13 protein-coding genes are annotated in these 12,940 nt (G+C 69.2%); 7 read left to right on the forward strand and 6 right to left on the reverse strand.

Annotation, left to right across the window (positions count from 1 at the left end):
• Positions 1 to 90: 90 nt before the first annotated feature.
• The 4 genes from INT51_RS05140 to INT51_RS05155 all read right to left on the reverse strand — a co-directional run bounded on the left by INT51_RS05140 (position 91) and on the right by INT51_RS05155 (position 4,286).
• Positions 91 to 1,107: an ATP-binding cassette domain-containing protein gene (locus INT51_RS05140; protein WP_193104144.1), complete on the reverse strand. Its 1,017-nt coding sequence runs from the start codon at positions 1,105 to 1,107 to the stop codon at positions 91 to 93.
• A complete protein-coding gene (locus tag INT51_RS05145; RefSeq protein ID WP_304502081.1) occupies positions 1,104 to 1,985 on the reverse strand; it encodes an ABC transporter permease in 882 nt (293 codons plus the stop codon). The genes INT51_RS05140 and INT51_RS05145 overlap by 4 nt, the downstream gene beginning before the upstream one ends.
• The gene (locus tag INT51_RS05150; protein WP_193104145.1) at positions 1,978 to 2,772 is read right to left on the reverse strand and encodes an ABC-2 family transporter protein; all 795 of its coding nucleotides are present in this window, start codon (positions 2,770 to 2,772) and stop codon (positions 1,978 to 1,980) included. Before INT51_RS05150 ends, INT51_RS05145 begins: the two co-directional genes overlap by 8 nt.
• Positions 2,773 to 2,906: 134 nt before the next feature.
• Entirely contained in the window at positions 2,907 to 4,286 is a 1,380-nt protein-coding gene (locus INT51_RS05155; RefSeq protein WP_226831999.1) for a DUF222 domain-containing protein, read from the reverse strand.
• A 680-nt stretch (positions 4,287 to 4,966) separates the two neighbouring features.
• Between INT51_RS05155 and INT51_RS05160 the strand changes: the two genes are divergently transcribed.
• From INT51_RS05160 to INT51_RS05190, 7 genes are all read left to right on the forward strand, one after another.
• Entirely contained in the window at positions 4,967 to 5,698 is a 732-nt protein-coding gene (locus INT51_RS05160; RefSeq protein WP_304502082.1) for an HAD family hydrolase, read from the forward strand.
• 280 nt (positions 5,699 to 5,978) lie between these two features.
• Entirely contained in the window at positions 5,979 to 7,244 is a 1,266-nt protein-coding gene (locus tag INT51_RS05165) for a dicarboxylate/amino acid:cation symporter (RefSeq protein WP_193104147.1), read from the forward strand.
• A 76-nt stretch (positions 7,245 to 7,320) separates the two neighbouring features.
• Positions 7,321 to 7,749, forward strand: a complete 429-nt coding sequence (locus INT51_RS05170) for a helix-turn-helix transcriptional regulator (RefSeq protein WP_193104148.1) — start codon at positions 7,321 to 7,323, stop codon at positions 7,747 to 7,749.
• Positions 7,746 to 8,657: a cation diffusion facilitator family transporter gene (locus INT51_RS05175; protein ID WP_193104149.1), complete on the forward strand. Its 912-nt coding sequence runs from the start codon at positions 7,746 to 7,748 to the stop codon at positions 8,655 to 8,657. Before INT51_RS05170 ends, INT51_RS05175 begins: the two co-directional genes overlap by 4 nt.
• Before the next feature lie 41 nt (positions 8,658 to 8,698).
• Positions 8,699 to 9,472, forward strand: coding sequence for an SDR family oxidoreductase (locus INT51_RS05180; protein WP_193104150.1), 774 nt, complete (start codon positions 8,699 to 8,701; stop codon positions 9,470 to 9,472).
• Positions 9,472 to 11,418 carry an ABC transporter ATP-binding protein gene (locus INT51_RS05185; RefSeq protein ID WP_193104151.1) on the forward strand — a complete coding sequence of 649 codons (1,947 nt, stop codon included), beginning with the start codon at positions 9,472 to 9,474 and terminating at the stop codon, positions 11,416 to 11,418. The genes INT51_RS05180 and INT51_RS05185 overlap by 1 nt, the downstream gene beginning before the upstream one ends.
• A 193-nt stretch (positions 11,419 to 11,611) precedes the next feature.
• Positions 11,612 to 11,836 carry a hypothetical protein gene (locus INT51_RS05190; RefSeq protein ID WP_193104152.1) on the forward strand — a complete coding sequence of 75 codons (225 nt, stop codon included), beginning with the start codon at positions 11,612 to 11,614 and terminating at the stop codon, positions 11,834 to 11,836.
• Between the two features lie 121 nt (positions 11,837 to 11,957).
• On the opposite strand, the gene INT51_RS05195 is transcribed toward INT51_RS05190, so the two are convergent.
• On the reverse strand, positions 11,958 to 12,230 hold the full coding sequence (locus tag INT51_RS05195; RefSeq protein ID WP_193104153.1) for a 2Fe-2S iron-sulfur cluster binding domain-containing protein: 273 nt from the start codon (positions 12,228 to 12,230) through the stop codon (positions 11,958 to 11,960).
• A gap of 129 nt (positions 12,231 to 12,359) precedes the next feature.
• The gene (locus INT51_RS05200; protein ID WP_193104154.1) at positions 12,360 to 12,668 is read right to left on the reverse strand and encodes a hypothetical protein; all 309 of its coding nucleotides are present in this window, start codon (positions 12,666 to 12,668) and stop codon (positions 12,360 to 12,362) included.
• Positions 12,669 to 12,940 lie beyond the last annotated feature (272 nt).

Below are 12,940 nucleotides of genomic sequence, written 5' to 3' on the forward strand. Positions count from 1 at the left end.
TGGCTCCGTGGCTCCGTGGCTCCGTGGCTCCGTGGCTCCGTGGCTCCGTGGCTCCACCGGCCCACCGGCCCGTCGTCCCGTCGGCAGGGCTCAGGCGCGTCCTCCATGCGAGTAGATCTGCCGTACTAGGTCCTCGATGGCGGGCTCGGTCAAGGACAGGTCCCGCACCTCGCTCTGGGCGTTGATCAGGGAGAGCAGGGCAGGCACGGTCAGCTCGGCGCCGGAGAACCTGATCCGGTGCCGGATCCCTCCGGCCTCCACTGCCGCCGTCTCGGCAGAGCTGGGCAGGGTCAGCGCAGTGGACGGCTCGGCGAGGTCGACGATCAGCTCGCGTGGCGCCCCGAGGTGCTCGCGGAAGGAATCCAGCGCCCCGTCATAGGCGATGGTGCCGTCGTTGACCACCACGATCCGTTCGCACAGACGCTCGACGTCACCCATGTCGTGCGTGGTCAGGAACAGTGTCGTACCGCGTTCGGCGCGATCGGTGCGCAAGAAATGCCGCAACCCCTCCTTGGAGACCATGTCCAGCCCGATCGTCGGCTCATCCAACACCACCAGCTGGGGGGAGTGCAGAAGCGCTGCCGCCACCTCACCGCGCATGCGCTGTCCCAACGAGAGCTGCCGCACCGGGCGACCCAGGAAACCGCTCAGGTCCAGTCCGTCCACCAGACGCTCCAGCCGCGCCTCCCGCTGTCGGTCCGTGAGGCGATGCATCGCGCCGAGGATGGTGTAGCTGTCGCGCAGGGGCAGATCCCACCACAGCTGGGAGCGCTGACCGAAGACGACCCCGATCTCCCGCGCCAGGTGTCGCCGTTCGGGCACGGGGTCCCGGCCGAGTACGCGCACGTCCCCCGACGTGGGCTGCAGGATCCCGGTCATCATCTTGATGGTCGTGGACTTGCCGGCGCCGTTCGCGCCGACGAAGCCCACGGACTCCCCGCGGTCAATCCGAAGACTGATGTCGTCGACAGCACGGACCACCTGGCGGCGGCGTCGACGCGAGCCGGGCACAGGGGCACGGACCACGTAGTCCCGGCGCAGGGAGGTCAGGGCGAGTGCCGGGCCGAGTGCTCCGGGGGTCGCGGGGAGAGATTCTGTCGTGGTCATCCACCGGCTCCTGTGTATCTGCGGACCCCCGTGCGCCAGAGCAGCCCGGCGATGATCCAGGCCAGGACCGCTGCGGGCAGTCCCATCCAGCCGGCCCACGAGGGGATCAGCAGCGGACCGGGCAGATCGAGCAGCGCGAGGGTGGGGGCGTAGGCGATCAGCGTCGCCGGGATCACGAAGGTGAAGAAGGCGCGCATGGGCAGCGCGAAGACGGCACCCGGGGTGGTGGCGACGTAGTTGCCGCCGTAGGTGAAGGCGTTGGCGAACTCCCGGCCGTCCACGAGCCAGAACTGCAGAGCGCCGGCCATGGTGAACAGCGCGCCGAACAGCAGCGCCCCGGCGAACGGGGCCAGGGCTGCCAGGACCAGCGTGGCCGGCGTGGGCTGGAACCCGGAGATCCCGAGCGCAGTCACATACATCGCCAGACCGACGATGATTCGGCCGATGCGCCGCAACGACAGATCCAGGCTCGAGATCTGCAGGAGCAGGGGGACCGGCCGGATCAGCAGGGTCTCGAGCTTGCCGGACCTGATGGACGAGGAGAGCCCGTCGATCTCCCCGAAGAACAGGTCCCCGATTCCGAACGCGAGCGCTCCGAGCCCGTAGACCACGGCTACCTGCGCCAGCGTCATCCCACCCAGGGTGCTGACCTGCGAGAGGATCACCCACAGCTCGAGAAACTCGGTACCCACGATCAGGACCTGCCCCAGGACGTCCGTCACGAAACTGGTGCGGAACGTGGCCTGGGAACGGATTCGGGAGCCGTAGAGGGTCGCGACCATACGGGCCGTCGAGACCGGACGGTCCGCGGAGTCGGCTCGACGCGGGCGTACTGGCCGCGCGGTGCGCGCGGGCCCGGTGCGGGAGGAGTCAGCCACCTTGGACCTCCACACTGCGCACGCCGACGCGGAGCATCAGCTGGGCCGCGAGAGCGAGCACTCCGAGCCACGCGAGCTGCGTCCCCAGCAGGGGGAGCGCCTCGAGGGGTGGGACCCGGCCCGAGAGGGTGTCGATCGGAGTCTGGATCATCGAGGGGAACGGGGTGGCGCGGGCGATCGTGAGCAGCCAGTCCGGGAACCACAGGATCGGGATCAGGAATCCCGAGAGCAGATTCATCAGCGCGTTGTAGACGATCGTCAGGCCACGGGTCTCCAGCAGCCAGAACGCGGCGAGGTTCACCATCATGTCCGCGAGGAAGGCGACCGTGATGGCCAGCAGCAAGGAGACGGCGCCCAGGAGGTAGGACACCGGGTTCTCGGGCAGCGCGAGGCCGGTGACGATCGCTCCCACCAGCAGGGGCGGGATGCCGCGGCCCAGCAGCAGGAAGCTCGAGCGACCCAGCTTCTGTGCGTAGTAGAGGCCGAGGAACGAGGTGGGGCGCAGCAGGTCGATGGCCACGTCGCCCTGGTGGACGCGCTGGGACACCTCGCGGGTGCCGAAGGCCTCGATCGGGGCGAGCAGCGCCTGCCCGAGCCATACGTAGGTCGCCGCCTGGGCGACGGTGTACCCGCTGAGCTCTCCGCCCGCGGTGGTGATGGCCGCGAACATGATGGAGGCGCGGATGAAGCCGAAGATCGTGTTGGTGAAGATCCCGGCGGCCGTCGCCATCCGGTAGGTCGAGTACTGGCGGAAGGATGCCGAAGCGATCGACCAGTACGTAGGCACTCGCGCGAGCTTAGTGGTCTGTGGGGCCGGCCACAAGGATTCGTCGAGATACCTGGCGGCCGACGCCGGCAGAACGGCGCCGGGCGTGGGTCAGCGCCGACGTGACCAGGGTGGTGGGAACATGCGGAGCCGTGTCAGAACGGAGGGTCGTCTTCGGCGGTGAGGTCTGGGAGGGGCAGCGCGTCGTCGAGAGCGGGGTCCTCGGGCCCGCCCTCGAGGAGGAACTGTTCGAGGTAGCCGGATCGCTGGAGGGCATCGAGCTCGAGGGTCCACTGGTAGCGGTCCCACGATTCCTGGAGGGCGGTGGCGACGATCGGTGTCACCAGGTCCCGCCGGGACGCGACGGCGATCCGGGCGCGTGCGACTGTGCCGATGGTCCAGGTGGTGGATCCGTCGGCGGTGCGTTCGGGGTCGATGATCCGCCGGGTCTTGTCATCGTGGTGGCCCCAGTCCAGGCGGTGGAGGTTCGCGATGCTGGTCGGTCCACCCCGTTCAGGATGAGCGTGGTCGAACTCTTCGATGTGGTCGTTCTCCGCATCGCTGCTCGTGGTTCTCGTACAGGTCGGGACCGCGCAGACGGGGTCCCGCACTCTGAGGTGTTCGACCATGGCGGCGGTGGGTCGGTACTGATCGGCAGGCAGGGGGAGGAACTCTCCACTGGTGGGGTCGGTCAGGACGCGGTGCCAGACCTCCTCGCCGGCGGCGAGCCGACGTGCCATATCGGCGGGCAGGGGGATGATCCCGTCGTACGTGGCGGGTGCGTCGGACAGTCCCATCAAGGTCAGGACGGGTACGACCACGTTGACCCGGTGCGCCGGTGCGGGCACCTCGACCCCGGCGGTGTCGAGCAGGGTGCGATGGATGATCGCGTACCGCAGCTCGGCCAAAGTCATCGTGGTGTGGTGGCGGGCCACATCTCCGTCGAGGTCGAAAGGGATCGGCGACCCATCTTCCAGGGCGTGGCGCTGCTGGGCCTGCACCGACTTCGCGGCGGCGTCGAGCCGCGCGGCGAGGGAGTGGATCTCGGGGATCGGACCGGTGATTCGCAGGCAGGCTGTGCCGTCATCGTCGGGGGAATGCTCAAGGGCGACGTCGCGGGTGTCTTCGGGGAGAGGCCGGGCCCCGTCGATGTCATACCAGGCGCGCAGCAGACGCAACTCATCGAAGAACCGGTCCGCAGGAATCGACGCAAGGTCCCAGGCGGAGACGAGTTCATCGATTTCTGTCCGTTGGAAAGGCGTGAGGTTGCGAACTTCTTTGACGAGTTTATCGAACCATTCGCTGGGCATATCCCCGCACGCGAGTCGCTCGAACGTCGCGGGGAGCTCATCGACCGCGAGGTGAGCATCGCGCAGCAGATAGGTGGCTTTCGGTGTGGTGGTGCGCAGGGCGATGGCGACTGCGAGGTCTGCTGCCGCACGGTCGTCGGCCTGGTCGGGATCCTCGTGATCCACCCAGAAGGCGGCGGCCTGAGCCAGGAGGGCGGCGCGCGCCCGGGAGGCATCCCGTTGCATCTCCAGCAGGCGCCCCGCCGCGACTGCATCTGCAGATCTCGACTCGAGCTTGCCCCGCCTCACCAGTGACTTCTCTGTCAGAGGGGAGCGGGCGCGCACCGGCCGACGAGGTGGCCGTTGTGGCGATCCGCTCGTGTCGGGGCGGCCTGATCCGACGGCGGAGTCGGTGCGGCTGGACGGAGCGGCGCCGTCCGCGCTCGACGAAGAGGGCCCGGAGGGTGTGGACGAAGTGGGGCTCTGGACCCTGGAGGATGCGGAGGGCGTCGTGGCAGGGTTGCTCACCGTCATGGCATCCACCTCCTCGTCGAGAGCTCGTGCGGGTGTCACGCCGAATTGCGCCAGAACACCACTGGCGCTTGTCATCGAACGTCCATCCGATTGCTCCTCTCAGTTTAGAGCAAGCATTCGTCCAGAACAAGGGTTCGGTCGAAACTGAAGGGAAATGTGGATAACTTCGAGTGGGGAGGGAAGAGTTCGCCGGATGGCGGTGGACGCCCGCGTCTGGGGCGTGCGCGGAGGACGGCGCGGATGGGGTGCAGGCGCCCGGAAGCCGAAGGGCGCCGCGGGCAGGTGCGGCGAAAGTGCGCGCCAGCGGCGAGGAGTCACGTGCGATGCACCGACCGCACCCGCGCGCTCTGCTCGGCAGGCCGGCGTCCAGTCGCCGACGATAGGGTCGTGTTGTGACCGTGCCTGCGAAAACCATGCCTGCTCCCGCGTTTCGGGCGGTCTTGCTCGACTGGCGGGGGACGCTTGTCGTCGCGCCGACCTACCGATGGCTCGTCGTGACGGCCCTGACGCGGCTGGGTCGGCGCGCGGGCGATGCGGACGTGGAGCGGGTGTTGGTCGCGCTGGGGGGTGTCGACAGTGCCCGGGTCGACTCGTCGCAGATCGATGCAAACGTCGTAGAGCACCGTGCGGCGTACGCGGAGTGGTTCCGGGCCGCGGGGCTTGACGGCGAGTTGGCGGCGGCGCTCTATGCCGTCGAGTCGGACATCTTTCTCAACGCGTTCGCGCAGGATGTCGAGCCTTTGCTCGTGGGGCTTGCGTCCGCCGGCGTGCGCGTCGGTGTGGTGAGCGACATCCACGTCGATCTGCGACCGGCGTTCGCGGCCCACCAACTGCCCGACGGCCGCTCGTGGGCAGACCTCGTCCATACCTGGACGCTCTCGTTCGAGTTGGGGGTCGCGAAGCCGGACCCGGCGATCTTCCGGGCCGCCCTCGACGGGCTCGATATGCCCGCATCTGACGTCCTGATGGTCGGAGATCGGGGCGGTTGGGACGGCGCCGCGGTCGACGTGGGTATGACGACGCTGCTACTGCCACCGCTCACGGATCCGACGGACGAGCGGCTGCAACGAGTGCTGGACCTCGTGCTCGCTGGCGGTCCTCGGGCCGGTCACGGACGCGACTGAAGGATGTGTCGCTCGGGCATCGGCCCTGGCCCCACTGCACACAACGACCGGTCGGGATTGGGTCGTGGGATCGGCTCCGCCGGTTGTCCCGAACGGATGCACACGCTTGCCCTTGTTCGACGGAAGCAGCGGCTCGATCCGAGCTCACTGCTCGTCAGAGTGCACCTGATACCGCGAAGACGATGTCACCCACACAGGCTCCCGCGAGCCCCACCCCGAATCAGGGAGACGCGCCCTAGTCTGTCCCGGTCCCCACCCCCGCACATGAACCGGACATCCTATGAACACCGTCGTTGACCACGTGCCCGCAGAGCGAGCGGCCGACGCCGCCGGCCCTCGTCGCCCCCGATTCGGCCTGCTGCCGCGCATCGTCGTCGCCATCGTGCTGGGCATTCTGCTGGGGCTGGTGATGCCCGAGGCGATCGCCCGCGTCTTCACCACGTTCAACGGGCTGTTCTCCGGGTTCCTCGGCTTCCTCATCCCGCTGATCATCGTGGGCCTGGTGACGCCGGCGATCGGCGAGCTCGGCCGCGGAGCCGGGAAGATGCTGGCCGCCACTGCCGGGATCGCCTACCTCTCGACGGTCCTGTGCGGCCTGTTCGCACTGGTCCTCTCCCTGCTTCTGCTGCCGCGGATGCTGGGCGGCGCGAGCATCGACTCACTGGAGAACCCCGAGGACTCTGCGATCGCCCCGTACTTCGAGCTCGCGATCCCGCCGGTGTTCGACGTGATGACGGCGCTGATCCTCTCGTTCTGCCTGGGCATCGGCCTGACGCTGGTGACGAAGGGGGCCCTGCAGGAGTCCTTCGTGCAGTTGCGCACCATCATCGTGCGCATCATCGAGGCGATCATCATCCCGCTGCTGCCGCTGTACATCTTCGGCATGTTCCTGGGGCTGACCATGAACGGCCAGATCTGGACCGTGATCGGCACCTTCCTCACCGTCATCCTGCTCGTGTTCGGGATGACCGTGGTGGTGCTGCTGGGCCAGTACGCCGTGGCCGGCTGGGCGATGGGACGCAACCCGCTCAAGATGCTGTGGACCATGGTCCCGGCGTACGCGACGGCACTGGGCACCAGCTCGTCGGCGGCGACCATCCCGGTCACCACCGAGTGCACCAAGCGCAACGGGATCCCGGATGCGATCGCGGACTTCGTGGTCCCGCTCGGTGCGACGATCCACCTCTCCGGTTCCACCTTGAAGATCACCACCTTCGCCGTGGCCATCATGATCGTCACCGGCATGGAGCTGAACGTCGGCGCGCTGGTGGGCTTCGTGTTCATGCTGGGCGTGGTGATGATCGCGGCACCCGGCGTCCCGGGCGGTGCGATCATGGCGGCGGCCGGGGTGCTGTCCTCCCTGCTCGGCTTCGGCGAGGCCGCCGTCGGTCTCATGATCGCGGCGTACATCGCCATCGACTCCTTCGGCACGGCCACCAACGTCACCGGCGATGGGGCCATCGCCGCCGTCATGACCAAGCTGTCCAAGGGTCGGGTCTCGGGGGACCTGAAGGTGCAGGGTCACCCGCACGTCCAGGGAGTCTGACCGAACGTCCACGGCGTCTGATCGGGTGGGGCCGGCAGGGCTGGCGGGGCGCCCAGTTCCATGTCACCATGAACATATGCGCAGACGTTCAGATGTTGTAGCCGGTGCCACAGAGCAGGGGGGCGAAGCCGGCGAGCCCAGGCCCGAGGAGATCCGTCGCCGCATCCCGGCCGCGGCCGACGTCACCGACCTCGCGGACATCTTCTCCCTGCTCGGAGACCCGGGCCGGTTGCGACTGCTGCTCGCGCTGCGCGACGGCGAGGTCAGCGTGGGCGAGCTGTCCGCTGCCACCGGGCAGTCGGATTCCGCGGTCTCCCATGCCCTGCAGCTGCTGCGCGCCCATCGCATCGTCGCCGTGCGCCGTGCGGGCCGTCGGGCCTACTACCGACTCGACGATCCGCACGTGCGGCTGCTGCTGGACGTCACCCTCCATCACGCCGAGCACAGCGAGATGGAGCATCCGGAGAAGACTCCCGAGGCGGCTCCTGCCGAGGTGACCTCATGACGCACTCCCATGGCTCCGGAGGCGCCACCGGGCACGCGGGCGCCATCCACCGCTGGCGCCTGCTCGTCGCAGTGGTGCTGATCGGCGTGTTCTTCGTCGTCGAGCTGGTCACCGGGCTCCTCATCGGCTCCCTGGCCCTGATCTCGGACGCCGGGCACATGGCCGCCGACGTCGTCACCCTCGCCGCCGCGCTCGCCGCGACACTCCTGGCCACGCGACCGGACAGCTCAGGCCGACGTACCTTCGGCAACTACCGCCTCGAGGTGTTCGCTGCACTTCTGGCGGTCCTGATCATGCTCGGCGTCGCCACCGGTGTGGTGATCGGAGGGATCGGACGCCTGGGGCGGGAGGTCCACGTCGAGACCGGACCGATGCTCGTCGTCGGCGTGCTCGGACTCGTCGTGAACCTCATCGTGCTGGGCATGCTGCGCGGCGGCGCAGGGGAGAGCCTGAACATCAAGGGCGCCTACCTCGAGGTCATGGCCGACACCATCGGCTCAGTCGGGGTGATCGCCGCCGCGATCCTGATCCGCGTCACCGGTGCCGGCTGGATCGACACCGCGGTCGCGCTCGCCGTGGGGGTCTTCATCGCCGTGCGCGCGGTGTTCCTGGCCAAGGAGGTGCTCGGAGTTCTCGGCCAGGCCGCCCCCGCGGGCATCGACCCGGACCAGGTTCGCGCGGACCTCGCGGCGATCGACGGGGTCCAGGACGCGCATGACCTCCACGTGTGGACCCTGACCTCGGGGATGGAGGTCGCCACCGTGCACCTCGTCATCGAGCCTGCCAGGGACCCGCACCCGGTGCTCGACGCCGCCCAGGAGCTGCTGACCACCCGTCATGGCATCGCCCACGCCACCGTCCAGACCGAGCCGACCGACCACCACGGGTGCCTCGAGATCGGCTGGTAGGCACCTCGATACCGTGCCTGCGCCCCGCGTACCCTGAGGTCATGACTGCTTCGAATGCTTCCCGGCTCACCGCCGTCGTCACCGGCGCCTCCTCGGGCATCGGTCGCGCCTCGGCCGCACGACTCGTCGCCGACGGCTGGCGCGTGCTCGCCGTCGCGCGACGCCTCGACCGGCTCCAGGCGCTTGCCGAGGAGACCGGCTGCGAGGTGCTCGAGGTGGACGTCACCTCGGACGAGTCGGTCGACGGCCTCGTGGCGCGGGTCGAGGAGCTGTTCGGCGGGTCGGTGAACGCGGTGGTCCACGTCGCCGGCGGGGCGCTCGGCATCGAGCCCGCCGCCGATGCCGATCTCGACAAATGGCAGCGCATGTACGACATCAACGTGCTCGGGGCCGTGCGCGTCACCCGCGCCCTGCTGCCGGCCGTACGGGAGAGCGATCGCGGTGATCTTCTGTTCGTCACCTCCGTCGCGGCGCAGGAGGCCTACCCCGGGGGATCCGGCTACAACGCAGCCAAGGCGGGGGAGCACATGCTCGCCGCCGCCCTGCGCCTCGAGCTCAACGGGGAGAAGATCCGCGTCATCGAGGTGGCCCCCGGCATGGTCCGCACCGAGGAGTTCTCCCTGGTGCGCCTCGAAGACCCGGCCGCCGCCGAGAAGGTCTACGACGGTGTCCAGGAGCCGCTGACCGCCGAGGACTGCGCCGACGTCATCTCCTATGCCCTGAACGCTCCGCACCACGTGAATCTGGACCTGGTCACTGTCCGGCCCCTCGCACAGGCCGCCGCGCACCGGGTCGCTCGCCACCAGGGAGTCTGATGACCCACGCGGGTATGGGAGGCCCCGGCGGCGGCATGGGCATGGGCGGCGGGGGCCGTGTGCCTCAGGACGACAGCGCACCTCCTCCGGGCCAGCGCCCCGACCTGCGTCGCGTGTTCGCGCTGTTCCGCCCCTACCGCGGCACGCTCCTGAGCGTCCTGCTCCTGATCGCGATCGGCGCCGCCACCGGCGTCGTCTCCCCGTTCCTGATCCGTGAGATCGTCGACGTCGCCCTGCCTGAGCAGCGCGCCGACGTGCTGGCCTGGACCGTCGGCGGCCTGATCGCCGTCACCATCGTCTCCAGCGCTCTCGGCGTCACCCAGGCGATGCTGTCCACCCGCGTCGGCCAGGCGGTCATGCACGACCTGCGGGTCTCGGTGTACTCGCACCTGCAGCGCATGGGCCTGGGCTTCTTCACCCGCACCCGCACCGGCGAGATCCAGTCCCGCATCTTCTCCGACATCGGATCCATGCAGGCCGTGGTGACCAGTGTGATGACGCAGATCGTGTCCTCCGCGGCCGGCGTGCTCATGGCCTTGGTCGCGATGGCCGCCCTCGATTGGCGGCTGACCCTGTTCTCCCTGATCGCGCTGCCGTTGGCGGTATGGATGAACCGCCGCGTGGGCCGCAGGCGCCGGGAGATCGTGCGCACCCGTCAGGAGAAGGCCGCCGACATGTCGGCGGGTATCCAGGAGTCGCTCTCGGTGTCCGGGATCCTGCTGGGCCTGACCATGGGCCGCTCCCAGGCGCTCACCGATGCCTTCACCACCGACTCCCGAGGACTCGCCGATCTCGAGGTGCGCTCGGAGATGGCCGGACGGTGGCACATGGCCGTGTTCACCACGCTCATGGCCCTGTTCCCGGCATTGACCTATCTGCTGGGCGGGCATCTGCTGTTCTCCGGGACCGGCGTCACGATCGGCACCCTCGTCGCCTTCATCGCCCTGCAGTCCGGCCTGTTCCCGCAGATCAACGGCCTACTGCGGGTCGCCACGCAGGTCAACAGCTCACTGGCCCTGTTCGCGCGGGTCTTCGAGTACCTCGACGCACCGATCACCATCCAGGACGCCCCCGACGCTCTCGCACCGGACGCTGCGAACGTGCGCGGCGAACTCCGATTCGAGGACGTCACCTTCACCTACCCCGGGGCCGACGCCCCCGCCCTGCGCGGAGTGGATCTCGTGGTCCGTGCCGGCGAGCACACCGCCCTGGTCGGGGCCACCGGATCCGGCAAGACCAGCACCGGCTACCTCATGGCTCGTCTGTACGACCCGGATTCCGGGCGGATCACGCTGGACGGCCACGATCTGCGCGAGATCACCATGGAGTCCCTCGCCGAGAGCCTCGGCGTGGTCACCCAGGAGACCTACCTGCTGCACGCCACGATCGCCGACAACCTGCGCTTCGCCCGCCCCGACGCGAGCGACGAGGACCTCGAGGATGCGTGTCGGATCGCCCAGATCCACGAGCACATCGCGGCCCTTCCCGAGGGGTACGCGACCGTGGTGGGGGAGCGCGGCTACCGGTTCTCCGGCGGCGAGAAGCAGCGACTCGCCCTTGCTCGCACGATCCTGCGCGATCCGCCCGTGCTGCTGCTGGACGAGGCGACCAGTGCCCTCGACGTCGCGACCGAGCGGGCCATGTCCGGGGCGCTGGACGCCGTCGCCCGGGGGCGCACCACGGTCTTGATCGCCCATCGTCTCTCGACGATCCGCGGCGCGGACCAGATCCTCGTCATGGCTCACGGGAACATCGTCGAACGCGGGACGTACGCGGAGCTGATCGCTCGCGGCGGCGTGTTCGCGGATCTCGCAGCGCAGGATGCCTCGCGCGACTCCGCACGGTCCCCGGGGAGCCCGCCCGAAAGGACGGACAGCGCCGTCGACGGGCGGGATGACCAGCGCCAGGAGAGGGCCTCGGGCCCTGCAGCGGGCCTGCGGCCCTGAGCGGCTGAGCAGGTCGAGGCCTTTCGGCGCACGACCGGATGTACGACCACACGACCGGATGTACGACCAAAGGTGGAGACGGATCTCCACCTCCCGCACGATGTGCGCACGCGGCGGCCGGGAGATGATCGGATAACCGGTCGGCGATATCGCCGATCGGGCACCGGAGCACCCGAGCGGACAGGACGTCACCATGACGACGATGCACCCCGACAGCTCCTCGCGCCGGCACCGCGAGGGCAAGCCTGCCGTCGGCCGCCCGGTGCTGTTCGTGGTCCTGCTCGCGATCGCCGCGATCGGCGTGCTGGGACTGCTCGTCGCCGGTCCGAGCATCGCTGTGCCGCTCGCGCTCGTCACCGCCGCTGGCCTGATGGGGCTGGTCGCGTTCGCCTGGGCCGTGGCCGGGCCGCGCCTCTGAGGGACGTGCAGCCGCTCACCGCGTCGTGAGCGTCGAAGGGCGGTGGCCGTGAGCCGTTGCCGGGCCACGGGCATATGCCGACCTGTGGGCGTCGGGTGAACTCAGATGTCGCCGGGCGACGTCAGATGTCGATCTCGATCTCGCCCTCGCCGCGGGAGACGCACGTGATCATCTGATCCTCGTGCTCGTCGTCCATGAGGAACTCGTCCATGTGCTCGACCTGCCCGGAGACCAGGGGCACCACGCAGGTGCCGCACACACCGCCCTCGCAGGAGTAGTCCATCGGGATGTCGGCGTCGAGCAGGGCCTGCAGGAGGGACTGCCCCTCCTCGACCTCGACCGTGATCCCGGACTTGAGGCACTTTGCGGTGAAGGGCTCTCCGAACAGCGACATCCTCGCTCCTTCTGCGTCGACCGCCCGAGTGGGGCGGAACCGTGGGGCCTCAAGTTTCCCATGACCTCGCGCTGAGGCGGGGGTGAGGGATGCCTCACCGGGAGTGAGACGGGTCCGACGGGAGAACGCTCAGAGGCCGGAGCTCTCCTCCTCGGAACGCGGTGGGGTGACCGCTACGGGGGAGGCGCCGTCCAGCGGAGAGATCCAGGCCTTGTCCTCCGCAGCAGCGGTCTCGAGATCAGAGGGACTCAGAGCGAGAGCGGCGGGACCGAAGCTCAACACCAGCAGAGCGCTGGCACCCAGGGTCGCGGCTCCCGCGGTGGTCCGTTCCCGCAGGCCACGGTGCTCGGCAACGGGCTCCTCACCGAGAGGTTGCCTGCGCTGCTGGACGGACAGCTCCGCCGACGCGCAGGACGCTGCGCTGATCTCGTCCTCCATAGTGGTTCCTCCTTCGGGAACTGCCGGCGATCTGCCGATGGACCCATCTCAGGGCGTGAAGCTGTGCCGGTGCTGTGCACGGAGGCGAGGTTCCCTGTGATCTGGCCGGTGCAGGCAGGAAACGTGTGGTCCGGGCCGCGGGCGGCGGCGTACACTGACCGCCATCGGCATCGACCCGGCCATCACCGGAGAGCCGCGGGAAGAACCGCCCACCGTCCGCTTGCGGGCGCGGGCCCAGTAGAACCCGCCGGGACCAGCCCGTCACCGCTGAG

It is taken from the genome of Brachybacterium sp. FME24 (assembly GCF_014897705.1).
Classification (GTDB): Bacteria; Actinomycetota; Actinomycetes; order Actinomycetales; family Dermabacteraceae; genus Brachybacterium.

Excerpts from the sequence above, each read along its gene's own strand:
- INT51_RS05140 (WP_193104144.1), bottom strand. The coding sequence starts at position 1,107 with ATGACCACGACAGAATCTCTCCCCGCGACCCCCGGAGCACTCGGCCCG.
- INT51_RS05155 (WP_226831999.1), bottom strand. The coding sequence starts at position 4,286 with ATGCAACGGGATGCCTCCCGGGCGCGCGCCGCCCTCCTGGCTCAGGCC.
- INT51_RS05165 (WP_193104147.1), top strand. The coding sequence starts at position 5,979 with ATGAACACCGTCGTTGACCACGTGCCCGCAGAGCGAGCGGCCGACGCC.
- INT51_RS05170 (WP_193104148.1), top strand. The coding sequence starts at position 7,321 with ATGCGCAGACGTTCAGATGTTGTAGCCGGTGCCACAGAGCAGGGGGGC.
- INT51_RS05175 (WP_193104149.1), top strand. The coding sequence starts at position 7,746 with ATGACGCACTCCCATGGCTCCGGAGGCGCCACCGGGCACGCGGGCGCC.
- INT51_RS05180 (WP_193104150.1), top strand. The coding sequence starts at position 8,699 with ATGACTGCTTCGAATGCTTCCCGGCTCACCGCCGTCGTCACCGGCGCC.
- INT51_RS05185 (WP_193104151.1), top strand. The coding sequence starts at position 9,472 with ATGACCCACGCGGGTATGGGAGGCCCCGGCGGCGGCATGGGCATGGGC.
- INT51_RS05190 (WP_193104152.1), top strand. The coding sequence starts at position 11,612 with ATGACGACGATGCACCCCGACAGCTCCTCGCGCCGGCACCGCGAGGGC.
- INT51_RS05195 (WP_193104153.1), bottom strand. The coding sequence starts at position 12,230 with ATGTCGCTGTTCGGAGAGCCCTTCACCGCAAAGTGCCTCAAGTCCGGG.
- INT51_RS05200 (WP_193104154.1), bottom strand. The coding sequence starts at position 12,668 with ATGGAGGACGAGATCAGCGCAGCGTCCTGCGCGTCGGCGGAGCTGTCC.